This is a genomic window from Bradyrhizobium cenepequi (genome assembly GCF_020329485.1).
In the GTDB taxonomy this organism is placed as follows: Bacteria; Pseudomonadota; Alphaproteobacteria; order Rhizobiales; family Xanthobacteraceae; genus Bradyrhizobium; species Bradyrhizobium cenepequi.
In genome coordinates, this window is sequence record NZ_JAGKJI010000041.1 from 1 (window position 1) to 24,427 (window position 24,427).

At 60.1% G+C, this 24,427-nt stretch carries 23 protein-coding genes and 1 other annotated feature; of the genes, 14 read left to right on the forward strand and 9 right to left on the reverse strand.

Annotated elements, in window-relative coordinates; genetic code table 11:
* Window positions 1–577: hypothetical protein (locus tag J6497_RS30745; protein ID WP_225707990.1), on the forward strand; the 577-nt coding region annotated here is incomplete at its 5' end.
* A 103-nt stretch (window positions 578–680) separates the two neighbouring features.
* Here the strand turns inward: J6497_RS30745 and J6497_RS30750 are convergent.
* The 3 genes from J6497_RS30750 to J6497_RS30760 form a co-directional block, all read right to left on the reverse strand.
* The gene (locus J6497_RS30750; RefSeq protein WP_225707991.1) at window positions 681–1,853 is read right to left on the reverse strand and encodes an integrase core domain-containing protein; all 1,173 of its coding nucleotides are present in this window, start codon (window positions 1,851–1,853) and stop codon (window positions 681–683) included.
* Window positions 1,854–2,135: 282 nt separating this feature from the next.
* A complete protein-coding gene (locus J6497_RS30755) occupies window positions 2,136–3,086 on the reverse strand; it encodes a c-type cytochrome (RefSeq protein WP_225707992.1) in 951 nt (316 codons plus the stop codon).
* A gap of 147 nt (window positions 3,087–3,233) precedes the next feature.
* Window positions 3,234–4,190, reverse strand: a complete 957-nt coding sequence (locus tag J6497_RS30760) for a helix-turn-helix domain-containing protein (protein WP_225707993.1) — start codon at window positions 4,188–4,190, stop codon at window positions 3,234–3,236.
* 1,191 nt (window positions 4,191–5,381) lie between these two features.
* Between J6497_RS30760 and J6497_RS30765 the strand changes: the two genes are divergently transcribed.
* The 4 genes from J6497_RS30765 to J6497_RS30780 are packed head-to-tail and all read left to right on the forward strand — an operon-like array spanning window position 5,382 to window position 8,218.
* Window positions 5,382–6,230 (forward strand): ABC transporter substrate-binding protein, encoded by an 849-nt coding sequence (locus tag J6497_RS30765; RefSeq protein WP_376708294.1) that lies wholly within the window; start codon window positions 5,382–5,384, stop codon window positions 6,228–6,230.
* Between the two features lie 41 nt (window positions 6,231–6,271).
* Window positions 6,272–6,421, forward strand: coding sequence for a hypothetical protein (locus J6497_RS30770; RefSeq protein WP_225707995.1), 150 nt, complete (start codon window positions 6,272–6,274; stop codon window positions 6,419–6,421).
* Complete coding sequence (locus tag J6497_RS30775) at window positions 6,396–7,427, forward strand: ABC transporter permease (protein ID WP_225707996.1); 1,032 nt, start codon at window positions 6,396–6,398, stop codon at window positions 7,425–7,427. Before J6497_RS30770 ends, J6497_RS30775 begins: the two co-directional genes overlap by 26 nt.
* Window positions 7,421–8,218: an ABC transporter ATP-binding protein gene (locus J6497_RS30780; RefSeq protein WP_225708040.1), complete on the forward strand. Its 798-nt coding sequence runs from the start codon at window positions 7,421–7,423 to the stop codon at window positions 8,216–8,218. Before J6497_RS30775 ends, J6497_RS30780 begins: the two co-directional genes overlap by 7 nt.
* Before the next feature lie 322 nt (window positions 8,219–8,540).
* Here the strand turns inward: J6497_RS30780 and J6497_RS30785 are convergent, their stop codons facing one another.
* Window positions 8,541–8,708 (reverse strand): winged helix-turn-helix transcriptional regulator, encoded by a 168-nt coding sequence (locus J6497_RS30785; RefSeq protein ID WP_225707997.1) that lies wholly within the window; start codon window positions 8,706–8,708, stop codon window positions 8,541–8,543.
* Between the two features lie 196 nt (window positions 8,709–8,904).
* Here J6497_RS30785 and J6497_RS41355 point away from each other — a divergent pair, with 196 nt between their 5' ends.
* Both J6497_RS41355 and J6497_RS30790 read left to right on the forward strand, forming a co-directional pair.
* Entirely contained in the window at window positions 8,905–9,504 is a 600-nt protein-coding gene (locus J6497_RS41355; RefSeq protein ID WP_283845385.1) for an HGGxSTG domain-containing protein, read from the forward strand.
* A gap of 144 nt (window positions 9,505–9,648) precedes the next feature.
* Complete coding sequence (locus J6497_RS30790) at window positions 9,649–10,614, forward strand: homocysteine S-methyltransferase family protein (protein ID WP_225707998.1); 966 nt, start codon at window positions 9,649–9,651, stop codon at window positions 10,612–10,614.
* A 1,670-nt stretch (window positions 10,615–12,284) separates the two neighbouring features.
* Here the strand turns inward: J6497_RS30790 and J6497_RS30795 are convergent.
* Window positions 12,285–12,539: a hypothetical protein gene (locus J6497_RS30795; RefSeq protein WP_225707999.1), complete on the reverse strand. Its 255-nt coding sequence runs from the start codon at window positions 12,537–12,539 to the stop codon at window positions 12,285–12,287.
* 1,221 nt (window positions 12,540–13,760) lie between these two features.
* Here J6497_RS30795 and J6497_RS30805 point away from each other — a divergent pair.
* Together J6497_RS30805 and J6497_RS30810 are read left to right on the forward strand one after the other, a co-directional pair.
* The gene (locus tag J6497_RS30805) at window positions 13,761–14,012 is read left to right on the forward strand and encodes a hypothetical protein (protein WP_225708000.1); all 252 of its coding nucleotides are present in this window, start codon (window positions 13,761–13,763) and stop codon (window positions 14,010–14,012) included.
* A gap of 67 nt (window positions 14,013–14,079) precedes the next feature.
* A complete protein-coding gene (locus J6497_RS30810) occupies window positions 14,080–14,442 on the forward strand; it encodes an integrase core domain-containing protein (protein WP_225708001.1) in 363 nt (120 codons plus the stop codon).
* Window positions 14,443–14,747: 305 nt separating this feature from the next.
* Here J6497_RS30810 and J6497_RS30815 read toward each other — a convergent pair whose 3' ends face one another.
* A complete protein-coding gene (locus J6497_RS30815) occupies window positions 14,748–15,419 on the reverse strand; it encodes an FkbM family methyltransferase (protein ID WP_225708002.1) in 672 nt (223 codons plus the stop codon).
* A 577-nt stretch (window positions 15,420–15,996) separates the two neighbouring features.
* Window positions 15,997–16,048: a sequence feature (sul1 is cis-regulatory element that is thought to sense ions involved in sulfur or methionine metabolism; They are found in Alphaproteobacteria), on the reverse strand.
* A 224-nt stretch (window positions 16,049–16,272) separates the two neighbouring features.
* Here J6497_RS30815 and J6497_RS41360 point away from each other — a divergent pair.
* Window positions 16,273–16,464 carry an HGGxSTG domain-containing protein gene (locus tag J6497_RS41360; RefSeq protein WP_283845389.1) on the forward strand — a complete coding sequence of 64 codons (192 nt, stop codon included), beginning with the start codon at window positions 16,273–16,275 and terminating at the stop codon, window positions 16,462–16,464.
* A gap of 223 nt (window positions 16,465–16,687) precedes the next feature.
* Here J6497_RS41360 and J6497_RS41670 read toward each other — a convergent pair whose 3' ends face one another.
* The 3 genes from J6497_RS41670 to J6497_RS30830 all read right to left on the reverse strand — a co-directional run bounded on the left by J6497_RS41670 (window position 16,688) and on the right by J6497_RS30830 (window position 18,900).
* Entirely contained in the window at window positions 16,688–17,416 is a 729-nt protein-coding gene (locus J6497_RS41670; RefSeq protein ID WP_225708003.1) for an integrase core domain-containing protein, read from the reverse strand.
* Window positions 17,417–17,461: 45 nt separating this feature from the next.
* Window positions 17,462–17,698, reverse strand: a complete 237-nt coding sequence (locus J6497_RS30825) for a hypothetical protein (protein ID WP_225708004.1) — start codon at window positions 17,696–17,698, stop codon at window positions 17,462–17,464.
* A gap of 233 nt (window positions 17,699–17,931) precedes the next feature.
* Window positions 17,932–18,900: a Bug family tripartite tricarboxylate transporter substrate binding protein gene (locus J6497_RS30830; RefSeq protein ID WP_225708005.1), complete on the reverse strand. Its 969-nt coding sequence runs from the start codon at window positions 18,898–18,900 to the stop codon at window positions 17,932–17,934.
* Window positions 18,901–19,133: 233 nt separating this feature from the next.
* Here J6497_RS30830 and J6497_RS30835 point away from each other — a divergent pair, with 233 nt between their 5' ends.
* The 4 genes from J6497_RS30835 to J6497_RS30850 all read left to right on the forward strand — a co-directional run bounded on the left by J6497_RS30835 (window position 19,134) and on the right by J6497_RS30850 (window position 24,427).
* Complete coding sequence (locus tag J6497_RS30835; protein ID WP_225708006.1) at window positions 19,134–19,889, forward strand: IclR family transcriptional regulator; 756 nt, start codon at window positions 19,134–19,136, stop codon at window positions 19,887–19,889.
* A gap of 100 nt (window positions 19,890–19,989) precedes the next feature.
* Window positions 19,990–21,591 carry an FAD-dependent monooxygenase gene (locus J6497_RS30840; RefSeq protein ID WP_225708007.1) on the forward strand — a complete coding sequence of 534 codons (1,602 nt, stop codon included), beginning with the start codon at window positions 19,990–19,992 and terminating at the stop codon, window positions 21,589–21,591.
* 70 nt (window positions 21,592–21,661) lie between these two features.
* Window positions 21,662–23,395, forward strand: a complete 1,734-nt coding sequence (locus tag J6497_RS30845) for a thiamine pyrophosphate-requiring protein (protein ID WP_312010389.1) — start codon at window positions 21,662–21,664, stop codon at window positions 23,393–23,395.
* Between the two features lie 57 nt (window positions 23,396–23,452).
* Window positions 23,453–24,427 carry a Bug family tripartite tricarboxylate transporter substrate binding protein gene (locus tag J6497_RS30850; RefSeq protein WP_225708009.1) on the forward strand — a complete coding sequence of 325 codons (975 nt, stop codon included), beginning with the start codon at window positions 23,453–23,455 and terminating at the stop codon, window positions 24,425–24,427.

Sequence of the window (24,427 nt, forward strand, 5' to 3'; positions counted from 1 at the left end):
TTTCGCCGGTGGTGCGATATTTCTCGTGCCGCGCACATTCAGTACCGAGCCAGGTATGACGATTGCCTTCGCGGCCTTTGCGACATTCGTGCTCGTCGCGCTCGCTATCGTCGCGCGGCAGTTGCCGGAGGAAATCCGACAGGTGCGCGAGGGGCCGACGGGGCGCGTCTTCAAGATCGACGTCGCCGAAGAGGCCTTCCAAGCCGGGATCGGGCGTGGGCGACCGGAGGGCGACCGAACAGTTGAGACGGTTATTGCTATGCTTTGGTTCGGCCTCGTCGAGGCCGGCGCATGGGCGCACAAGGCGGAGGCGACGTCAATCCTTGCGATGCGCGACGATCTGCAGCGCGGTCTCGTGAGCTTCGCCGAACTGGACGAACGTTGTCGTGGCGGCGATATCCTTCTCGAGTCCTTCGGCCGAGAATACCGGCAGGTCATCGTAGACTTTGTGACGGGGCCGGTTTTCGAGAGCTGGTTTGAGGATGTGACGCAGTTCGGCGCCGATCCTTGGGCGCTTTACGAGCGTCGCCGGGCCGAACTGTTCGAAGCATTGCGCCGGCGTCTTCCAACGCGCTGAACCCGAGCAGCGCATTGTCGTATAGGTCTGGTGAAAACGTGACGTGCGCTAGGCGTGGCATCTCATGAGAACATTTCTCGCAGATCTTCTCCTTGAACGCCTGTCATAGGCCGCAATCGGAAAACTTCCAGCTACGTATCGGCGGGATCACGTCCGTTCTTCGCCCGGCGCGTCGAGGTCGCCGAGGACGCGATCTACAGCAAAGGCACCAAAGGCACGCTCTTGAGGACGCTTGTGGCCGCTGTGTACTGAAAACAGCTACACCCGAACGTAGTGGTGATGAAGCCTGCCAAAGGATGGCATGCGATTTAATGCTTCCTATCCGTTGAACGGGACGAGAGACCGGCGCGTCTTTATCCAACGACCGGTGCGTTCGGATGTCGTTGTAATAGCGTGCGTAAGATCGCAGAATCTGACGCAGATGCATCTCGCCCAGGACAATGATGTGGTCCAAACACTCGCGGCGGATCGATCCGATCAACCGTTCGGCAAAGCCATTCTGCCACGGCGAGGCTGGTGCAACAGGCTTGTCGCGGATGCCCATGGCGCGCAATCGCCGCGTAACGAGGCTGCCATAGATACGGTCACGATCGCGAATGAGGTATTTTGGGGCCTGATCCCAGGGAAAGGCTTCCGTGATCTGACGTGCAACCCATTCCGCGGTCGGATTCTTTGTGACGTTGATCCAGGCCAGGTTTCTGCGGTCCAGTCGGACGATGACGAATGCATAGAGCAGGTCGAAGCCGATGGTGGGAACAACGAACAAGTCCATGGCGGCAATGTCCGGCGCGTGGCTGCGCAAGAAGGTTCGCCATCCCTGGCTGGGTGACCCTCGTCGTTTCACCATGTACTTGGCAACGCTCGATTGCGTGACCTCAACCCCGAGCTTGAGCAGTTCGCCATGGATGCGCGGCGCGCCCCAAAGCGGATTTTCGATGCTCATCTGCAGGATCAATCCGCGCAGCTCGGTGTCGATCGGCGGCCGCCCTCCCGGTGGGCACGACTTCCAACGCCAATAGCGGCGAAAGCCGGCCCGACGCCATCGCACGAGCGTCTCGGGCCGAATGATCGTGAGAACCTGCAGGATTGACGGAAACCAGCGATACAGCTGGATGAAGAACCAGCGGTCATGGTTCGTCAGCCGGACGCGACCATGCAGCCTCCGCCTCAAGACAATCAGCTGATGTCGAAGCACCGCGTTCTCAGCTTCAAGCCGCAACCTCGACCTGAATAGCGAGGCCAGGACGGCCAGAACGAAACAGAGCAGCCAGATCATTCCGCCAGCTTAGGCGATTCCATCACGGCTTCAACTCGGACAAGGTTTTCGGTACACACAGCTAGCAGGCGACCCATTGATGTGCGACGGGACAGAGGATCCGACGTTGGACCTGCGACCGCTGTTCCACGGCTTGATACGCTGGCTGACCGATCGCTCGCGGACGCGATGCAATGACTGCAGGCCGAGCACGCGTTTTATGAATGCGCCGCGCCGCGCGATTGCGCGCCGACGACTCCGTCGCCGGCTCCAGGGTACTGATGCTCGCAAATACAACCGGCATTAAGAGTTGGGCATATGCGTCAGATACTGATAGATCGCGGCCAGCTCGTCATCATCCATTTTTCCGACCGAACGCCACGGCATTTTTTCGCTGATCTCATGGCCGTTGGGATCGATGCCGGTGCGCATAGCTGCAATGAAGCCAGCCAGCGTCCAGTCCTTGACGAGATTCAGGTCGGGTCCGAGCGGCGCCAACTGCCCGGGCACGCCGCCGGTCAGGTTCTCGCCGTGACACTCACGGCAGTCCTGATACGCCAGGATGTATTCGCCAAGTTCAAAGGTCGGCCCTTTCAACGGCCCTGAGATATGCCCGGTGATGATCGGCTTGCCGCTTGGGAGCATGCCAGCACCGAGCATGGCAAGGCCGAGCATATTCATGTGATCGGGCGGATCCGGCGTCGGATTTCCTGCCGCCGGTACACTACGAATATACGCGATCACAGCCTTGATATCGTCGTCGCTCAGTCGGCCGGCCCTGACGTAGGACATCATTGTCAGCCACCGGCCCTCCGCGTCCACGCCGTTGCGAATGGCGCGGAAGATCTCGCCATCGGACCAGTGCCTCAATGGCCCGGCCGGAGTAAGATTTGCAGCGACAAAGGACCCAATTGGAACCTGGAGCTCGACGGCGAGATCGTAGCCGCCGGTGAGCGTGCCGGTGTGTGAATGGCAGGCGCCACACAGACCGTCGGCGATGTCCTTGCCACGCGCAATGAGTTCCGGCGTAGCCGCCACCTTGATGTCCGGGATGGGCGCCGAGCGGCTGTGCTGCTTGATCATCCCGAGCGACGTGAGCGCGCCGGCGGACAACACCGCGACGGACAGCAGCGCCAACAGACCTGCGCCGCCCCATTTGACGATGCGGTTTTTGACGCGCCAAGTGCGGAAACCAGACCGGGCCAATAACGCGGCGATGGCGATCAACGCCACCAGTCCAACGATGTTTTGCATTGCTACCCCTAGACAAATGATGCGCACGGGAAAGTGAACTGAGCAGAATGGAATCTGCCGGTGGTTCACGCTGACGACAAATCTCGCGACGCAGCCGTCGGCACCGTGCCATCAAAGCTAGGCCACTGAGCGGGCGGCGTCATGGGCCTAACGCGCCCTTTCGTGCCTTGCGCCACGCACCAGGTTGACGTCATCGCCCTGCACATGAACGCAAGGTGCGTGACCGAACCGTTGGCGGAATGCACGCGCGAAATTAGCGTAATCGCGATACCCGCAAGCGTAGGCTATCGTGCTCAGAACCTGGCCCGACTTCGTCGACTCGCGGCGCTTAATAGCACGCGCAGCTTGATCCAGGCGCACCGATTGAATGAAGCCGCTGCAGGTACAACCGCGGTTCGTGAACAGTTTTTGAAGGTAACGTAGCGAAATACCGACCTCGGCAGCAATCTCACGCGGACCGAAATCTGGGTCGACAAAGCGATCCTTGATGACATCGCAGATGCGCTTAAACAACCGATCCGAATGAAGGGAGCCTGGTGCTGGGTCCAGCGGCGCGAATACTGCTCCGAGTAGATCATAAACCGCCAACTGCATATGGTTGGCAGCCGACGTTGGCAGAGGTTGGTCGTCGTCGACAGCGTCCAGAACGAGTTGGAACAGCAGGCGTGATGCACGCGTTCCAGAGTGGCCACGAAGGCCGCCGGGTGGCTCGTATCCAAGGGCGGAGATCAGAGACTGTCGAGGCAACTGCAGAGAAAGCCACTCTTCGTGGCCATCATTAACATACGTCACTGGGCGGGTCGAATCTATGAATGCGACATCTCCCACCGCCAGCTCTACAGCCTGATCATTTTGAATGATCGTTGATCGTCCATCAACCTGAAATACGGCATAGCAGTGATCAACGCCATCAAGACGAATATCCCTTTGCGTCCGTTCGCAATGGTGTGTCCGTTCGCAATGGCGAATATTGTTGCTGATTTCCGACGCATTAAGTCCGAAGATGCTCCGGGAGCGAACTCTGCCGGCAAAGACTTTGGGATCGTCTACCGTGTACAGCCCAAAGTTCGGGCGCAACAGATCCCGCCACTGTTCGTAATTCAACTCGGGCGTCTTGAGAAGGTCAGCACTCCGCATCGTCGCCAGGATCCTTTGACACTGTGATTTGAGGCTTCGAGAGAACACCCAATCCGAACTCTTTCAACGGTCCGCACAATCAAATCTTGCAGAAGCGCGCGATCGTGAGTCTATAGCAAGCGGAAGCGACGCAGACCGGCTGCAGACTGTCGAACTTGAAACTTTCGAACTTGGCCCAAGGCGGACATCGCTTTTCGAGCGTTCACTCCGTCTCGCGCGGCGCGGGTCGTTCCTCCGGCGATTGCAAGCTCAAGCCGAGCCGTCTGTCCAAATGCCGACCACGCAGCGCCGCACTGAAGCCGTGGTGAGGGCCGCACGTTTTGACGCGCTTTCTTGACGCCAACCGGTACCGGTCGATGCGCGGCGACAGCTTGATGCTGCCGTCCTCTGTGCACAGCCATCGAACACGCGATCGTCGTGGCGTTTGATCACGACATCGTGCGTCCGGGCCGGCGCAACAGGGCATGGTGCAGTTGGAATGATCAATCTTGATACTGTTTCAATAAGCCGAGAGCGCACATCTTCTGCCTGATCGTCACCGAGGTCGCGTCGGGTTACAGCGCTGTTGCGTCGTGTCGATGCGGGTCTCATGCAAACTCAAAGCGGGGTAACAGAGGCCGAACCCGGTCGCTGATCATCTACGGCCAGTACAGCTTCCCGATTCAGCAGACGGCTTCGGCGTCCTGCCGTCTCCGTGATGGAGTTGGCGCTTGCTTTCACGATCGATGCGATCGAGCGCCGCTTCACACCCGGCAACGTTGCAGGCACGGCAACGTGAAAGTCGACATTGCGGCATGATCTTGCACCACTATGCGCATCCACTGCACACTCTCAACCCGGACGTTCTCGATGATTCAGGAGCAAGGAATGAACAACCCTCCGAACCCGGCATCCTCAAGACCGGCATCGCCCGATCGCAGTCGGCTCGCGCCGCTGTCGCGACGCAAGTTTGTCGGCTTCGCAGGAGTGCTGGGCGCCGCCGCTCCGTTTGCTGTGTTGAAGGCGAACGCGTTCCCCGGCTTTGGATCGACAGCCGCCGCAAACGGCATCGGCGACATTCCGATCTGCCGAGCATCCGAGAGCACTTACGCGGATCCCAAGGGGCCGCCACGACACATTCGCTTTGTCTACAATGGCACCGGGATCTGCACTGCGGCGGTGCCGGTCGCCTTGCACCACGGGTATTTTGGTAAGCATAACCTGGATGTCGAATTTATTCAGGTCGCCGGCGAGACCGACCAGATGCTGCAGGCGCTTGCGACGGACAAAGCCGACGCCGGTTCGAGCATGCTGCTGAATTGGCTCAAGCCGCTTGAGCAGGGCATCGATGTGAAGCTCACAACCGGCCTGCACGGCGGCTGCACGCGCCTGTTCGCCGGCAAGACATCGGGCATCACCGATATCACGAAACTCAAAGGCCGGACGATCGGCGTGTCCAGCATTTCCGGCTCGCCCCGCAATTTCTTCGCGATCTTGCTGTCTGACAATGGCATCAACCCGGAAACCGACGTTCTATGGCGCGAGTTTCCGGCGGACCTGCTGCCGATCGCGCTAAAGCGCGGAGAAGTCCAGGCGATCGCCGACGCCGATCCGACAGCGTGGCTGATACAGCATCGCAGCAACGGCGAGCTGGTGGAGATCGCCTCGAATCTCTCCGGCGACTACGCCAACCTGTCCTGCTGCACGATGGGTGTCCGTGCTTCTCTGTGGGCAAAAGATCCCGCGACTGTCGCCGCCTTGACGAATGCCATCCACGATGCGGCCGTCCATGTCGCCACCAACCCCGATGACGCCGCTGAGGTCTTCGCACCATACACACCGAAAGTTCCGGTCGCAGACCTTGCGGCGATGCTGCGCAGCCACACGCATGGACACCATCCTGCCGGCGATGCGTTGCGTCGGGAAGTCGTCAAGATCACGAGCGACCTCAAACGGGCGTCGATCATCAAGCAGAGTACGGATCCCCAAAAGCTCGCCAACCGCGTGGTCGTCGACGTGACCAGTTGATCGAAGATGCCGAAAGACGCGACCACCGCATGTGCATCAATATGAGCTCACCGACCGACCAGCTTCTGGAGTGCATCGCTATGGGCAAGACCGATGCGGACGATCTAAAACGCGTCTCGGTCTTCAAGCCGGGCACGGATACCGCGAAATTCGCCGAGCGGATTTATGTCGACGTATTCGACAAGGTCTAAGACGCCGGCACTGGCGCGATCTGCCGGAGAGAAAGCCGCCCCCGCGAGCCATTCGCTGTCGTTTCCGATATCGGTTGCGAAAAATGCGTCGGGTGCGCTGGCAGGCCTGGCGTGGACCGGCTTCGGACTCTCCTGCCTGCTGTGGCAAGACCTCGGCGATTGGTCGCGGACCCATGAGGTGGCGATCGCGTCATTCGTGTTCGCTGGTAGCATTCTCACCGCAACTCTGTTTGGCCGATTTGGCGGCGGCTTGCAGTCGCGGGCGCCATGGCTGCTGGCGTTCGGGCTGTTCCTGACCATATGGGAAATCGCGACTGCTAAGTTCGCATGGCTGCCATTGCCGTTCTTTCCGCCGCCGCAAGCCATCGTCGAAGTCTACACCGACGACTGGCCGAAGCTTCTGGCCAGCACCGTTGCATCGGTGAAGCTTCAGCTTGTCGGCTATGCGCTCGGGGCCGCGATCGGCTTTCTCACCGGCGTATTGATTGGATGGTCGCGCGCCGTCGGCTATTGGGTACATCCTGCCCTGCGCTTCATCGGGCCGCTGCCCGCAACGGCATGGCTGCCATTTGCCTTGTTCACGTTTCCGTCGAGCTGGAGCGCGAGCACGTTCCTGATCGCACTGGCCACCGGGTTTCCGGTCACTGTGCTGACCTGGTCGGGCGTCGCAAGCGTCAGCAATGCCTATTACGATGTCGCGCGAACATTGGGGGCGAAGCCTTCCTTCCTGGTGCTCAAGGTCGCAATTCCGGCGGCGCTGCCGCACGTGTTCGTAGGCCTGTTTATGGGTCTTGGATCGTCCTTTGCCGTTCTGGTCGTTGCCGAAATGATGGGCGTCAAGGCCGGGCTCGGGTGGTATTTGCAATGGGCGCAGGGCTGGGCAGCTTACGCAAACATGTATGCGGCGCTGATCGTCATGTCGTTGTTGTGCTCCGGCGCGATCACCCTGCTGTTCAGGACGCGCGACCGGCTGCTGGTCTGGCAGAAAGGCGTCGTCAAATGGTAGCGGTTGCTATCGCTGAAACTGATCGGCCGGCTGCCGTCGGCGCGTCGCTGAATGTCGAGGGCGTCAGCCACGCCTTTGACATCGATGGCGCCGCGCTGCCGGTACTGAATGACGTTAGCTTCAACGTAAGACCGGGCGAATTCGTCGCGCTGCTCGGTCCCTCGGGATGCGGAAAGTCGACCTTGCTGCGTCTGGTGGCCGGGCTTGAACCACCGCGATTGGGCGCGTTGTTCGAAGATGGTCGTCCGATCAAAGGGCCGTTCCCGTCGCGGGTGGTGGTGTTTCAGGATCCGACGCTGTTTCCGTGGCGAACCGTCTGGAAAAATGTTGCGCTCGGGCTCGAAGCCCAGGGTGTCTTAAAGAGCCAACGCCCCCGCGTCGATGCGGCGCTCGACCTCGTCGGGCTTTCTGCGTTTCGCAACGCCTACCCGCATCAGCTTTCGGGAGGAATGGCCCAGCGGGTCGCGCTGGCACGAGCGCTGGTGAACAACCCCAGGATACTTATTCTGGATGAGCCGCTCGGCAAGCTCGATTCGCTGACACGCATCTCCATGCAGGCGGAAATCGCCGCGCTCTGGCAGCGCAGCGGCTTCACCACGCTGATGGTGACGCACGACGTTGAAGAGGCGGTCTTCATGGCCAACCGCGTCATCGTATTCAGCGACCGCCCCGCGCGCATCAAGGCAGACATGACGGTCGATCGTCCCTTCCCCAGGCACCGCGGCGATCCCAAGCTGGCGGAGTTACGGAGCAACATTCTGGGGCTGCTTGGATTGGATGCGAACTGGTGAGCAGCGGCCAGGGTCGACGGCACATGCGTCGACGGCACGTGCGATGTCTCGTCGTGGGCGACGGCGCCTGCGCGAGGTAGTTCGAGACCGCGCTGGTGCGCCTGCAGCGATAGCCGATAGGCGTCAGGTCGGATGATCGCGAACAACAGCATCGCATGGCAGAAGCCTATCGAGCTCCTGGCGTGATGAGCTCCCCATTCCAGGAGGGAATCCAACACGGGCCCCAGGCTTTCCCCGCGCGGGGTGAGCAGGTATTCGACCCCTGACGATCGTCGGCGCTGGGCTGCCGGCTCACCGTTCCATGTTCCTCAATCGCTCGCAGCTACCCAATCAACACCTTCTGCGAGATGCCGGCAATGCGCTTTTCCAGCTCGCATGTGCGTTGCGGGCCGTCCAGCAACACAGAAAGGATGGCCGCCTTCCAGCGTCCTGAAAAGACGCCTAGCGCGCGCTCGACGGGCAAGCCCGGTAGTCTCTTGATGATCTTCATCCGCCGACCACTGACCAAAGGGTGTGTAGATCGGAACGACTACCGAAGAATAAACCTTCGGCAGAAATCTGATCGGAGGATGATCTATGGCCGACCTGTTCGAAACTCAACTGCTTGGCGGCACTGTTCCGCGGCGTGGCATACATCCATCTGCTCTACGAGCTGCTGCCCGTGGCCGCAACCGCTGAACAACCCCATGAACCAAACAGTTACAAGCCGTCTGAAAAAGCTCCGGGCCGCCCGCGGCTGCGGGGCGGGCAATCGCGCGGGTCAGCCCTGCCAGTGCCCGGCCATCCGCGGTCGTATGCGCTGTCGTCTACACGGGGGGCTCAGCCCTGGGGCACCGAAAGGAGGAGCTAACGGCAAGTATAAGGATGGGTATTTCACTGCCGAAGCCATAGCCGAGCGTCGCTGGGCCAAGTCCTTGGTAGCCGACTTCGTGCGGGGGCGAGAAAGAATGACTGATCGCAAGCTGCCGACGAGAAGGGACACCAAGGATGGCATCTTCGCCGCGACGTTTGAGCGGGGCGAGATCGGGCCGAAACTGTTCGGGGCAGTCTGCAAGATGGTCTCGGAGGCGCGGTGTCGACGCACCGGGAGCGACGCTGCCTTCCGCGAACCTGCGATTGGCTCAAGGTCAAGAACCGGGAGCCCCCCGCGTTCCGGCGCGAAATCTAGGGCGTGTACTCATAAATCCGGCCGCAGACCAGGGCGCGGATATCTGCTGTACCTCTCAGAGCGGCGCGATGGCGTGGGCCAGTCGGGGAACGTTCTGCGCTCGCCGCAAGCATGGTGACACGGCGGGATGGCAGACCGACATTTCACATGCGCGTGTCGATTCCGTCATTTCATGGTGATTTGCGACAAACATTGCCTCTGCTCTATGAGATTTTAGGCAGATGCTGGGGTTGCTGCGAAAAATGCGCTCTTAAGGAAATCAATGCCTAAATATCGTCATGATCTGCCGCACCGCCATGGCGGCACTTTTCTCACCGATGGCGGACAGGTTACAGAGCTGATCTTTCACGAGGGGGTCGATCTGCCGCACTTTGCGGCGTTTACACTGCTTGATTCCGAAGCGGGGCGCGAGCGTCTCAAAAAATACTATGAGTCCTATCTAGACATCGCGCGGCGTCATGATGTCGGATTCGTGCTCAGCGGTCCAACGTGGCGGGCCAATCCTGACTGGGCGCAAAAGCTTGGTTACGATGCCGCGGCGCTGGATGCGATCAACAAGGATTCAATCTCTTTTCTCGCGGACCTGCGTGCCACCTGGGAAGCGAGTTGCGATTCCTCGCAGATGCCTTGCGTCATCAACGGAGTGATCGGTCCACGTGGCGACGGCTACAAGGCCGGGATCATGGATGCCGACGAGGCGGAAGCCTATCATAACGAGCAAATCGCGTCGTTCGTTGATAGCGAGGCCGACATGGTGTCGGCCTTCACGCTCACGAATATTGATGAGGCTATCGGAATTGTCCGTGCAGCCGAAAGACAGAAAATTCCGTGCGCGATTTCGTTCACAGTGGAGACGAACGGGCGCCTGCCGAGAGGGGAGACATTGCAGCAGGCGATCGAAACGGTCGACCATGAGACGAACGGAGTGGCAGAATATTTCATGATCAACTGTGCGCATCCCTCGCACTTCGAGCAGGCGCTCGACAGCAGAGCTGGATGGACCAAGCGTATCTACGGCATCAGAGCCAATGCCTCGACACGAAGTCACGCCGAACTCGACGAGTCCGAGACGCTGGACGACGGCGATCCGCAAGACCTCGGCCTTCGTTATCGGAGATTGAGGACGGCCTTTCCTGCGATGCGGATTATTGGAGGTTGCTGCGGAACCGACCATCGGCACATTGCAGCCATCGCGGCCGCGTGCTTGCCGGTTGACGTGGAGGATTGACGCACAGCGGTGTCGACCGTTTTCGTGAGCAGGATCGTTCTATAACTCTCGAAAGATGAGTACACGCTCCAGCTCCCGGCTGCGGCTGGCGACGGCGTAGGCTCGGTTGGCATGCAAAGGGCGACAAGGTTGGGTCGCCGCGTTGCGCCAGTTGTCGCTCGGTCTTTGCTTAAACCGGACATTCGGCCGAACGCGCATGTCTCAGAAGGGCCAACACATCTTTGAGAGGAAATCCAAGCGAGTGAGAGTTGGGACGCCCCAATTTTTCTCGAATTGCCGCGCACGAAAACCCGAGCTAAACCAATATTTAAACGGATAGATAGCCACTTGCGCTAGCTGCTCGCTAAGGCGAGCACAAGCAAATTCAACAGCTTGCGGCTAAAATTTGCCAGACGATGACTGACGCTGATGAACTCCTTCCACCACGGAGGGAATCATGTCCGACAAGCTGAAGGTGAGTTTCTGGGGTGCAAGCATTAGTGCTGATGGGCTGTGGGCGATTGGCGCCGCCGTGCCGATCGTGCTCATCATTGCTTGGTGCTCACGATGACTACTCTTTCAACCATTTTGTTGCCTCCTCTTGGAGTTGAAGTGTTGTGTCGCGCATGAACTCGCTCTCCTCGGGGGTGAGAAAAGGCGCCGTCCCTGACCACAGCCTGACGCTCTTGATCTTAAATCCTCGCTCGATGAGGTCGGATGGGACTTGCCAGCGAGCTTCCCAGATACCCTTGGGCCGAACTTTCCAAACGAGATTGACGGCGCCCTCGACGCGGGGTGGCCGTTGGTGTTTTTCGATAGGCTCTGGGGCAGGCTCAGGCGGCGGAGGTGTTGACCCTGTCGCCTTCGGCGGCGGAGTTCGCTTTGGCTTTGTCGCCTTTGGCGGCGGCGGATTGAGAAGCCTTTGAAACCCCTTAGGTTGTGTAACGGGATTCTCTACTGCGAAGCCCGACAGAAAGGTTGCTTTGATCGCCTTGGCAAGCTCAACCCTAGACTTGCCGATTGCGACAGCGCTCGAATAGGAGATCTCCACAGCCCGGAAGAGTGAAACATCCGCAGGGATTTTCTCGCCGCGCCATGTGTATCACCGGCCGGTTCACCATGTGACGGATGCCTAGTTCGTAGAAGGCGTTCGGATTCCGTGTGGTCAGGTTTGCGATAACAAGCCTCGCCTCAATGAGGTGGGTGACGATTTGTGAGTCGATCATCCCCGGCGTTGAGATGTGATCAGCGCGCACAACGTATAAGTTCTTCTTGATCGACGCAAAGGCTGGCTTGATGATCTTGTTGAACAGGGCGTCGGCGTGAATGCGCTCCTTGCTTCCGCGTTTTCCGATAGGACCTACCACAAAGCAGGTTCTCGAAGGACTGGCCATAACTCACCTAATCAAAAGCCCTCCGAAGAGGGCTCGCTCAGCGCTGAGGGGATTGGATGATGCGCCAAAGTCCCCTATTATGATTTCAACTTGAGGTATTTTACAAGCGGTCAGCCGACGATAACGGTTGGTCTAGGAGACGGGTTGCCGTCTCTTGGGAGGGAGCATGGAGAAATACGGAGCTGGATCGATTGTTGTCTCCGACTATGACCCCAACTGGCCGGCGTTGTTCGAGCGGGAAAGCACCAGGATTAAGCATGCGCTCGGCGCTTGTTCTGTGCCGGAAGGGGCTGCGCGTCAATTTTCGCTGGTTAGATAACTTAGCATGATTGTGCAGGCGGCCTCGGCCTCGGCAAAAGTTTTGAAGGGAGAGCCAATGACCCTGATCGCGCCACGGCTCTGTTCAAACGGACGCCATGACGCGACATAGCCGGGACTTCCGCGAAAGCCAGGGCCGGTGAGATTTTCGAAGCTGATTACGAATGAATAGCCGTCGCTGCTGGCGCTCCATATTTCCATGTGCTCGACGGCACGATGGAAAAGCAGGGACATTTGCAGTCACTCACCTGTGGTCGCCAAGTCATCGGTGCCAGCCTACCGCATTCGGAATCCATCATCCTTGGGTCGGGGACCCGGCAAGTGGTAGCAGCGGAAAAAACTGCATTGCTGTTGTATTCGCGCAACGCTCCTTTCTGATCTGCGGCGATATGCTGGCGTCGGCTGGGGAGAACCGCGATGTTCGATGTCTATCTAAACGGCAGGCGCGATTTGCTTGTCGTTCGCAGGGGATTTCCAATCCCTCCCGGCGGTGCATCAGGCAGGTGGCGCAGGCGTAGGAAACGCGTCGCCAGTGTCAGCGAAGAGATTTGGCGGGCCGTTCAGAGGCAAGGCTACTACATGCGGAAACTGAGCGGTCTCAAGTAAAACTAGCGGGGTTGGCTTGGTGCTTGCTCTTGAGGACTCGGCCGCTGTTTGCTTCGACCGCTCCGAAGGTCGTTGAGTCGATACACCCTAAAGACCCATGCGTGACAGTCTGGATGTGGTCGCCGTGGGATGAGGCGAAGACTTTGCAGCGGCCGTTGCCGGACGACGTGCTCAAGATCGTGATGCGCGTGGCGGATAGATCGCTTCGGGCCGCACATTTCGATCATCGTATCCAAGATACTGGAGCGCGAGATCAACATTGTGATGGGGTTGCCGGCAGCTTGTCGGTTGACCTCAAGGTCTCTGACCGATGTCCCGATCCCTTCAGATCAGCTTCGAGTTCTTCGATAATGGCGTGAAGCAGACACGTGGCAAGCGGGTCTGTGACTTCCCGCTCCAACAGGCGATAGCGCACGATCTCGACTTCTCGGTCTCTCAACTGGCGCTCTGTCATGGTTGTGTGTACCGAAAACCTTATCCGTGTTGATGACGTATTGGAATCGCCTAAGCTGGCGGGATGATCGGGCTGCTGTGTTTCGTACTGGCCGTCCTGGCTTCGCCCTTCAGTCGAAGTTGCGGCTTGAAGCGGAGAACGCGGTGCTCCGACATCAATTGATTGTCTTGAGGCGGAAGCTGCATGGTCGCGTCCGGCTCACGAACGATGATCGCTGGTTCTTGATCCAGCTGTATCGCTGGTTTCCATCAATCCTGCAGGCTCTCACCATCATCCGGCCCGAGACGCTGGTGCGGTAGCACCGGGCCGGCTTTCGCCGCTATTGGCGTTGGAAGTCGTGCCCACCGGGAGGGCGGCCGCCGATCGACACCGAACTGCGCGCGCTGATCCGGCGAATGAGCATCGATAATTCGCTTTGGGGCGCACCGCGTATTCATGGCGAACTGCTCAAGCTTGGGTTCGAGGTCGCGCAATCGAGCGTTGCCAAGTACATGGTCAAGCGCCGAGGCCCACCAAGCCAGGGATGGCAGACCTTCTTGCATAACCACGCGCCGGATATCGCCGCCATGGACCTGTTCGTGGTTCCGACGATCGGTTTCGACCTGGCTACGCATTCGTCATCGTCCGACTGGACCGCAGAGGCTTAGTCTGGATCAACATCACAAAGAATCCGACGGCGGAATGGGTTGCGCGTCAGATCACCGAGGCCTTTCCTTGGATGAGGCCCCAAAATACCTCATTCGCGATCGCGATCGCATCTATGGCAGCCTCGTTACGCGGCGATTGCGCGCCATCGGCATCCGCGACAGGCCGATTGCACCAGCCTCGCCGCGGCAGAATGGCTTTGCCGAACGGTTGATCGGATCGATCCGCCGCGAGTGCTTGGATCACATCATCGTTTTTGATGAGACGCATCTACGCCGAATTTTGCGATCTTACGCTTGTTATTACAATGACGTAAGAACGCACCGGTCGTTGGACAAAGACGCGCCGCTTGTTCGCCCGATTCAGCGGACCGGAAGTATCAAATCACACACCATCCTCGGCGGTCTTCACCACCGCTACGTTCGGGTGTAGCTGGTTTTCGCTGCACACAGCCAGGAGCGGAAATCAGCAGCAAGCCGAGCACCCACAAGTGCGCCAAAGACCGCCCTCGCCGCCCTGCGCTGCTCTTATCAGCGGGCAGATTGACATCAGATGAACTCACATCGCCTCTTTCAGCTTCGCCGACGTAAACGGAACTGACGCACGACGAGAGCATCACACCGCGCTGGGGATGACGGCCGCTGCCGGCTCGCCCGCGCCGCACGGTTTCTCGTTCGGCCGGCCGATCAGGCGTAGGTTAATTGCGGCATCTCCGGAACGGCAGGATCCGGTCGCTCTCACCGTCCAAGGCGGTGCACAGCGTGCTTTAACGCGGATGCCCAACGGGCCGACGAGCCTTCTGGAACCGCGAACAGATTGCAGATCCATGTAATCTCATCGATGCAGGACACCGGGCTGCCAAGAGGCATCATTTGTCCCTCAAGATCATCGACGTAGTGGAGCGCATAGCCCGAAAGCAGCTCGCCCAAGAAGCGTCCATTAGTACCGCATTCCGAAAGCGTGACCGGGTTGTATTCTAGGAGAATAGCAGGTTTGTCACTCCTCGAGAGCAGCCGTGGTGCGCCACGTAAGACGGCCACTTCGCTGCCCTCGACGTCGATCTTCAGAAGCGCCGGACGAACATCTTCCAGCGAACAGAACGCATCTAGCGTAACACTGGGCGCGTATGCGAGGTGGTCGCCCACTCGCTGGTTGAGTCCACCCGGCGTGATCTGGGCATAGAGGGAGTTTCTCAGGGAATAACTGAGGCGCACCTGGCGCGGATCATCAAGGACGGCGGCTGCTATGGGGTGAACCCGGTCATTCAAACCGAGGCTGTACACGGATTGCACAAGTTTGGCGAACGTCGTCGGCACCGGTTCGAACGCATAAATCGTCGGCGACCGCGCGGCCAGCATCTGGGCCAGTTGGGTCGACACGAACCCGACATTCGCCCCGATATCAAACATTATGGGCTCGTTGTCATCATGCAACCAGGCGGCGCACAATGCCAGCTCGCTTTCGTAGGCTCGCCGATGATAGAATGGATGTTCACTGAGGTCGCCAACGTGACAGACAAAATCGAAGCCAAGCCCGCTTCTCGTCACAAAATTCCTGATCCCAGCCGCACCAAGCACTCTGAGCCACGCGAACCGCAGACTCGCACTGAACAACGGGATGTTAGCGGCCGCACTCGTCGGAATGGTCGTCGACGGACCGCACACGGCACGAACCCCGCGCCTTAGGATGCGTGTCCTCAGATCTTGCCGCCCGACTGCGCGGTGGATAGGCCGGGTTTGGTTGGCTCCGGCGGGGGGATGATTACTTTCACGCCCCTTGGCGCATCGTTCTTCGGTCATCGCAGGCGTCCTTCTCATGCCCCGCGGGACAGAGACATAACGTCGGAGCGCTTGATGCGGGCAAGCTCGCTTAAAGGACTGAGCCGTGATAACCTGTGGTTGCCCAATCTGTTTAGAGAACCATGTGACCAGCGAGCGACTGGCCATGCCCGTCGGCCTTGAGTAGATAGATCGCTATGCGCTGAGGGGTTTTCGGGGATAGGCGCCCGGCCGAGCCACCCGATCAAATCGGATCCGACGAGACTTGGATAATGTCTTCGCTGCGTGGCAACATCAAGAGAGGATTTTGACCAGCGGACTTCACTAAAAATCTGAAGAGCAGACGTTAGAAGGCAGACGTTAATTTGAGGTTCTGCGACAGATCCAATAGCTGCGTTGGCCTGATCATGTCCGTTCAGGGTCATTCGCGACCGGGTCGAGCCAGCAGGAAGTCCGGCCATGTCCGCTATGCCCCGAAAGCGGAATGCACCGGGCCAAACGTTGCGGAGCGAGAACCCGGAGCAAGAAACCGTGCCAGTCTCCGGCGATGGCAAACGGTGGGTGCCGAATGCACGATGGTGCCTCACTGGGCGCGCCGAAGGGCAATCAGAATGCATTCAAACATGGTCGATATACGGCAGCGGCAATTGCGCGACGGCGGGAGATTCGGCACTGATCCGCGTTGCTCGCGCCTTATGCATCCACTGACAATCTTTGAAATCGTCAACGAAAGTGTTTGCCGTTTTATGAGACTGAGGCTCAGAGGCAAACGCGCGCCTCGGGCTGACAATTCCTCATCACTTTAGCTGCCCCCACCATCGTCCGGGATATTCGGTTTGAGGTATTGCCACCATACATGGAGGTTCTTTGAGCGTCATTGCCCTGTGTGTACCGAAAACTTAAGCTCGAGTGTAGTGGTGGTGAAGGCCGCCGAGGATGGCGTGTGATTTGATGCTTCCGATTCGCTGAATCGGGCGAGTGACCGGCGCGTCCTTATTCAAGGATTGGTGCGTTCTGACGCGATTGTAATAGTCCGCGTAGGATTTTAGGACCCGACGCAAATGCATCTCGCCCAAGACAATGATGTGGTCCACACATTCACGCCGGATCGATCCGATCAGCCGTTCGACAAAGCCGTTCTGCCAGGGTGAGGCCGGTGCGGTCGGCTTGTCTCGAATGCCCATGGCACGCAGTCGGCGTGTGACGACCGCACCGTAGATGCAATCCCGGTCTCGGATCATGTAGCCCGGAGCCTCGTTCCAGGGGAATGCCTCGGTTATTTGACGCGCGACCCATTCGGCGGTTGGATGTGCGGTGACGTTGACCCAGACAAGATCTCTGCGGTCTAGCCGAACCATGACGAAGGCATAGAGGAGATCGAAACCGATCGTCGGGACGACGAAGAAGTCCACGATATCTGGAGCATGATTATGTAGGAAGGTGCGCCATCCCTGGCTTGGCGGCACTCGCCGTTTGACCATGTACTTGGCGACGCTCGACTGCGCGACCTCAAACCCGAGCTTGAGCAGTTCGCCATGAATGCGCGGCGCACCCCACAGTGGATTGTTGATGCCCATCCGCCGGATCAATGCGCGCAGCTCCGCCTGGATTTGTGGCCACCCTCCCACCGGACGCGACTTCCAACGCCAGTAGCAGCGAAAGCCAGCCCGGTGCTACCGCACCAGCGTCTCGGGCCGGATGATGGTGAGAGCCTGCAGGATTGATGGAAACCAGCGATACAGCTGGATCAAGAACCAGCGATCATCGTTCGTGAGCCGAACGCGACCATGCAGCTTCCGCCTCAAGACAATCAATTGATGTCGGAGCACCGCGTTCTCCGCTTCAAGCCGCAACTTCGACTGAAGGGCGAAGCCCAGGACGGCCAGTACGAAACAGAGCAGCCCGATCATTCTTCCAGAATAGGCGATTCCGTCACCTCATCAACTCGGATAAGGTTTTCGGTACACACACAGGCGACGACGGGAAAGGAGACCGCTCTTGACGCGCATTCCGGCTGATCCGATCTCCGCGGACGCATCAAACACGTACCGAGCATGCGCTTGCGCCAGAATCGAACATCTCCCGAAGGTCTGTTTTTGACTCAAGGCCGGTGTGAGCATTGGATCGCTAGAAAGTGCCCATGCTATTCGGCAGTGATCTGCGCATCCTTGACGACCTTGGCCCAGCGCGGGCGATCCTTGGCGATCAGGTCTGCCAGGCGTTGAGGCGGGCCGCCTTGCGCGATCAAGCCTTGCTTATCGAGAAGGGCCCGAACGTTCGACTCCGCGAGTATTTCGTTGAACACCGCATTGTAGCGGTCGACGATCTCTTTCGGCGTATTGGCCGGGGCAAGAACGCCGTACCACAAATCGACATCGAAGTCGGCAACGCCAAGTTCGGCCAGCGTCGGCACATTTGACGCCTGCCGCGCCCGCTTCTGGCTGCCTACGGCGAGAATGCGGATTTGCCCGGATTCCGCGAGCGGAAGTGCGGTATGGACCGGCAGGAACATGGCCGAGACGTGTCCGCCCGCAAGATCCTTCACCGCGCCGGCCGACCCTGAATAAGGAATGTGGGTCAGATTGACCTGCGCCGTGAGCTTGAACAGCTCCATCGCGAGATGTTGCGGTGTGCCGCGGCCGGGAGAAGCATAGTTGATCGTGCCCGGCTTGCTGCGGGCAAGCGCGATCAGCTCGGCGAGTGTGATGACGTTGAGCGAAGGATGAACGACGAGCGCCAAGGCGCCTGTTGCGATCTCGGCGATCGGCACGAAATCCTTTTCCGGATCATAGGGTATTGTCGGATAAAGGCTCGCATTCATCACGAACGTATTGACGGTCACCAGCAGGTTCTGGCCATCAGGCGCAGTGCGCGCCGCGGCCTGCGTGCCGATGTTGCCGCTGGCGCCGGGCTTGTTCTCAACGATGACTGGGTGATTCCAGCGCTGCCGCAGTTCCTCGCTGAGGATGCGCGCGAGCAGATCAGGTCCCGTGCCCGGCGAGAAGGGGACGTTAAGCCGAATTGGTTGCTGCGACTGCGCGTGAGCCGGGCCTGGCATCGCAGGGGCAAAAGCCGCGGCGAGAATCCCCAGCACCGTACGGCGCGAATGCATGCCGCTTGCGGAATCGATCGCCAGCCTTTTCTCCCATACCTTTGCCGGCAGCCGGTCGGCCCGCGGACATTTCTTTGTTAAATCTCTTAATGTGAGATTATGATGCATAATACGTCGATCACGCGCCAGTTCAAGGTTGATTCTGCCGGATCGGGAAAAGTATCTGCCCTGAGCGACGCCAACGCGGCCCGCGCGCGAAAACTGGAGCGAAGTCAGATCATGCGGCTTGAGGCATGAAGCCGAAGAACAGCCTGGAACGGGTGCTTGCGGTCCTCGAGGTGTTTTCCGAGGAGCGGCTGGAATGGACGCCCGAGGACCTGATGCGCGAGCTCGGCTACAGCCGGCCAACGCTCTACCGCTATTTGAAGATCCTGAAAGACGCCGGCTTCCTGATGTCGACCCGCAACGCCGGCGTTACGCTGGGGCCGAAGGTCGTCGAGATGGACTATCTGACGCGCCGCTCCGATCCGCTGGTGCTGCTCGGCGTGCCCTACCTGAAACAACTGACGGCTGCCTATTCCTGCACCGCCATGGTCTTGCGCTGGTACGGCAACAAAATCCTCTGCGTTGCGTCTGAATCCTCCACCAAAAACCCGATCAGCTCCTATCCGCGTGGTCGGCCGATGCCGCTGGGCCGTGGCGCGATCGCGCGCTCGATCCTGGCGCTGCTGCCACGGCCGCGTCTAGTGCCGCTGATCGAGCGCAATCTTGCCGATCTGCACGCGGTGGGTCTCGGCAACACCGCCGATGATGTGCTGAAAAGCCTGAGGAAGGCTCGCAAGACCGGCTTTTGCGTCGCCTATGGCGAGGTCACGCCCGCCGCCGTTGGCATCGCCGCGCCCGTTGTGGACGACCGCGATTATCCGATCGCCAGCGTCTGCGTCACCATTGCCGGCAATCTGGTGACGGGCGCGCAGATCGATGAGATCGGTGCAGAGGTCCGGCGCGTGGCCTCGCAGATTTCGGCTGACCATACGAGCGGCAACTGACGAAAAATCTTACATTATGAGATTATGCTTGACTTGAGGCTGGAGCTGTTCTCATTTTCGGCCGGCCGCGCGCCAATCCCGCCAATCGCAAGAAACTAATATGAACATGCCCTCCGAATCCGCCACGCAAGTCGTCATTGTCGGAGGCGGGCCGGTCGGTCTTGGTCTTGCGATCGAACTCGGCCAGCGTGGTGTGCGCTGCGCTCTGGTCGAACGCTTTATCAGCCCGCAACCGATCCCGAAGGGTCAGAACCTGACCCAGCGCACCCTTGAGCACTTCTACTTCTGGGGTGCGGAGGCGGAGCTTCGCGCGGCGCGGACCATCCCACCGAACTATGGCATCGGCGGCATGACGTCCTACGGCACACTGTTGAGCGCCTACCGCTATGACTGGCTGCAGCGCGAACTGGTGCGACCCTATTACTTCACCGACAACGAACGGCTGCCGCAATACGCTACCGAAGCGGTGCTGCGACAACGCTTGAGCCGGTTGCAGAACGTCGAGAAAGTTTATGGCTGGAGCGCCTCCGGCATTACGCAGAACGCCAAAGGCGCGCAGGTGACGATAACCGAGCGCAACAGCAACCAGCAGCGCACGCTGCAGGCAGGCTTCGTGGTCGGCTGTGACGGCAGCCGCTCGCTGGTGCGCGAGGCCGCCGGCATCACCCAGACCCTGACCGACCATGACCGGCTGATGGTGCTGCTGGTGTTCCGCTCGACCGGCCTGCACAAATTGCTGGAGCGCTATCCCAACAAGTCCTTCTACAACGTGCTGCATCCCGACCTGAAGGGCTACTGGAAGTTCTTCGGCCGCGTCGATCTCGGCACCACCTGGTTCTTTCACGCGCCGGTGCCACTTGGTACGACAAAAGACAATTTCGACTTCCGCGGCCTCCTGCATGCCGCCGTCGGCGATGAATTCGATGTCGAATTCAAGCACATCGGGTTTTGGGAGCTGCGTGTCGCGATCGCGGATCAATACCGCATCGGGCGAGTCTTCATCGCCGGCGATGCCGCGCACAGCCATCCGCCCTATGGCGGTTACGGCATCAACACCGGCCTCGAGGACGCTGCCAATCTCGGCTGGAAACTTGCGGCGGCGTTGCAGGGCTGGGCCGGAGCGCAACTTCTGGATTCCTACGGCGAGGAACGGCGTCCGGTGTTCGCATCCACCGCGCAGGACTTTATCGAGAAGGCGATCGAGAGCGACCGAAAATTCCTCGCCAAATTCGATCCCGCAGCCGACAAGGATGCGTTCGAAGCCGAATGGCAGGCGCGCTCGTCCGGTGCGCGTTCGGAAGTGAATTCGTTCGAGCCGAATTACGAGGGCTCCTCGATCGTCGCAGGTCCGCCCGGCGCCACTTGCAGCGCGATCGGATCGCATCAATTCGCCGCGCGCGCTGGCCACCATCTGGCGCCGCGCCAGCTTGCATCAGGTCGTAATGTCTTCGAGGAACTGGGCGAAGGATTTACGCTGCTCGATTTCGGCGCACCGGATGTCGCTGCGGCCACGATCAGGCGCGCTGCCGAGGGTGGCGGCGTGCCGCTCAAGCTGATCAGGGATGACAACGCGGAAGCGCGGCAATTCTACCGAGCCGCGCTGGTGCTGGTCCGGCCCGATCAGTTCGTCGCCTGGGCTTCCGACGGCGATGTGACCGGCGCCGCCGGCATGATCCGTCGCGTGGTCGGCGGCCACCCCTGACCGATCACGCCAATTCTATATGGAACAAGAACAGGCCGAAGGCCGGCAAGGAAACACAAGGAGAAGGCAAGTGAGCCGTCACAGTGCCGCGCATTATTTCCTCGAGGGTCTCGTCGACCTTGGCGTCGAGTACATCTTCGCCAATCTCGGCACCGATCATGTTTCGCTGATCGAGGAGATCGCGCGCTGGGACCGTGAAGGCCGCAAGCATCCGGAAGTCATCCTCTGCCCGCACGAGATCGTCGCCGTTCACATGGCCGGCGGCTACGCGCTGGCGACCGGAAGGGGACAGGCAGTGTTCGTCCATGTCGACGCCGGGACCGCCAATGCCTGCATGGCGATACAGAACCTGTTCCGCTACCGCCTGCCGGTGATGCTGTTCGCCGGACGCGCACCCTTCACGCTGCACGGCGAGTTGACTGGGTCGCGCGACACCTATGTGCACTTCGTACAGGATCCCTTCGACATCGCCAGCATCGTGCGGCCTTATGTGAAGTGGGAGTACTCCCTGCCCTCCGGCGTCGTGGTGAAGGAAGCGCTCGCCCGCGCCGGCGCTTTCATGCATAGCGATCCGCCCGGGCCGGTCTACATGATGCTGCCGCGAGAAACGCTGGCCGAGGAATGGGACGAAGTGCAGATGCCGGCCTACAATCCCGCCCGCTATGGCGGCGTGGTGGCCGCCGGCATCGATCCTGCCCGCGTCGATGCCATCGCGACGCGATTGATGGCGGCGGAAAACCCGATCGCGCTGACGGCCTATCTCGGGCGCAATGCCGAGGCGGTCGCGGTGCTGGAGCGTCTTGCGCTTGCTTGCGGCATCCGGATAGCGGAGTTCAACTCGATCGACCTCAACGTTTCGCAGGATTCGCCGTGCTTTGCCGGCTTCGATCCGATGCCGCTGCTGGAACAGGCCGACGTCGGACTGCTGCTCGATACCGACGTCCCTTTTGTGCCGCAATATGCCAGGCGCGTCGAAGCGATCGACTGGATCCAGATCGACATCGATCCGTTGAAGTCGGATTTCCCGATGTGGGGCTTCCCGACCGACATCAGGGTGCAGGCCGATTGCGCGATTGTTCTACGCCAAGTGCTGGAGGTGATCGAGGCGCGCGCGGATGACGCCTATCGCAAGCGCGTCGCCGAGCGCATCGCCGGCTGGAGCGGCGCCCGCGAGGAAAGGGACAAACGACGCGCCGCCGCGGCTGCGAACAAGGGCGCGCGAGGTGCAATCAGCGCGGCCTATCTGTTCGCAACCTTGAACCGCGCGCTGTCGCAGGACGATGTCGTCGTCAACGAAGCGATCCGGAACGCGCCGCTGCTGCAGGAGCATATCCGCCGCACGCAGCCGCGCAGCTATGTCGGGCTCGCCGGCGGAGGGCTTGGCTTCAGCGGCGGCATGGCGCTGGGCCTGAAGCTGGCGCAGCCGGAGCGACGCATCGTGCAGATCATCGGCGACGGCGGCTTTCATTTTTCCTCGCCGGATTCGGTATTCGCGGTCGCCCAGCAATATCAACTTCCGATTCTGACCATCGTGCTCGACAATGGGGGCTGGCAGGCGGTCAAGTCGTCGGTGCAGCGGGTCTATCCGAAGGGCGTCGCCGCAGAGACCAATTCCTTCCAATCGCAATTGCGCTCGGGCCGGCAGGGCGAGCAGCGACGCTTTTCCGATATTGGCCGTGCATTCGGTGCGCATGCTGAATTCGTCAGCGACCCGGATGAGCTCACCGCTGCAATCGAACGCTGCCTGGCGGCCGTCAACGGCGGGGTCGCCGCCGTCCTGCATGTCCAGATCACGCCACTCTAATCTTGTTCGCCGCGCACCAATTTGCCTCACGACCCCATTGCCCAGGAGGAGGTTTAAATGAAACTCTTTAGCCGTGTGGCGCTCGCCGCCCTCTGTTTGAGCATCCCCGGGCACGCGCCAGCTCCTGCCGCCGAGGGCGAGTATCCGACCCGGCCGATTCGCATCGTCGTCGGTTTCACGCCGGGCGGCGGCAACGACATCATCGCCCGCGTCTTCGGACAAAAGCTTTCGGAAAGCCTCGGCCAGCCGGTCGTCATCGAGAACAAGCCCGGCGCCGGTGCGATCCTTGCAACCGAATACGTCGCGCGATCGGCACCCGATGGCTACACGCTGCTGGTCGGCGCCAGCGGCGCCATGGTGATCAACCCCGCCGTCTACGAAAAGCTGAGCTACGACACGGTACGGGATTTCAAGCCGGTGTCCGAGCTTGGATCGTTTCCGCTGATCTTGATCGTCAACGCGAAATCGCCGTTGAAGTCGTTGGCCGATCTCGTCGCCTACGCAAAAGCGAATCCAGACAAGGCAAACTATTCCTCTTCCTCCGCCGCCTTCCAGCTCGCGACCGAGCTGTTCAAGCAGAAGACCGGCGTGCCGATGCAGATGATCCCCTACAAGGGAGCCAACGATTCCGTTACCGCGGTGATCTCGGGCGAAGTGACCGCGACCATCGCCGATGCCGGACCGGTGACCAGCCAGCTCAACGGCGGCCAGGCTCGCGCGCTGGCGGTCGCCGCGCCGACGCGGGCGGAGAGTTTGCCCGATGTGCCGACCATGAAGGAAGCCGGCGCCGACGTCGAAGCGGTGCTGTGGAGCGGCATTTTCGTGCCCGCGGCGACGCCGCCCGAAATCGTCAGCAAGCTGGAAGCTGAATTCATCCGCATCGCAGGGCTGCCCGATGTCGTCTCCCGCCTCAAGTTGCTCAACATCGATTCAGTCGGCAATTCCTCTGAAGAATTTTCGCGCATCATCGCGGCCGATCTTGAACGCTGGAAAGCGGTCGCCCGTGCCGGCAATATCAAGATGGCCCAATAA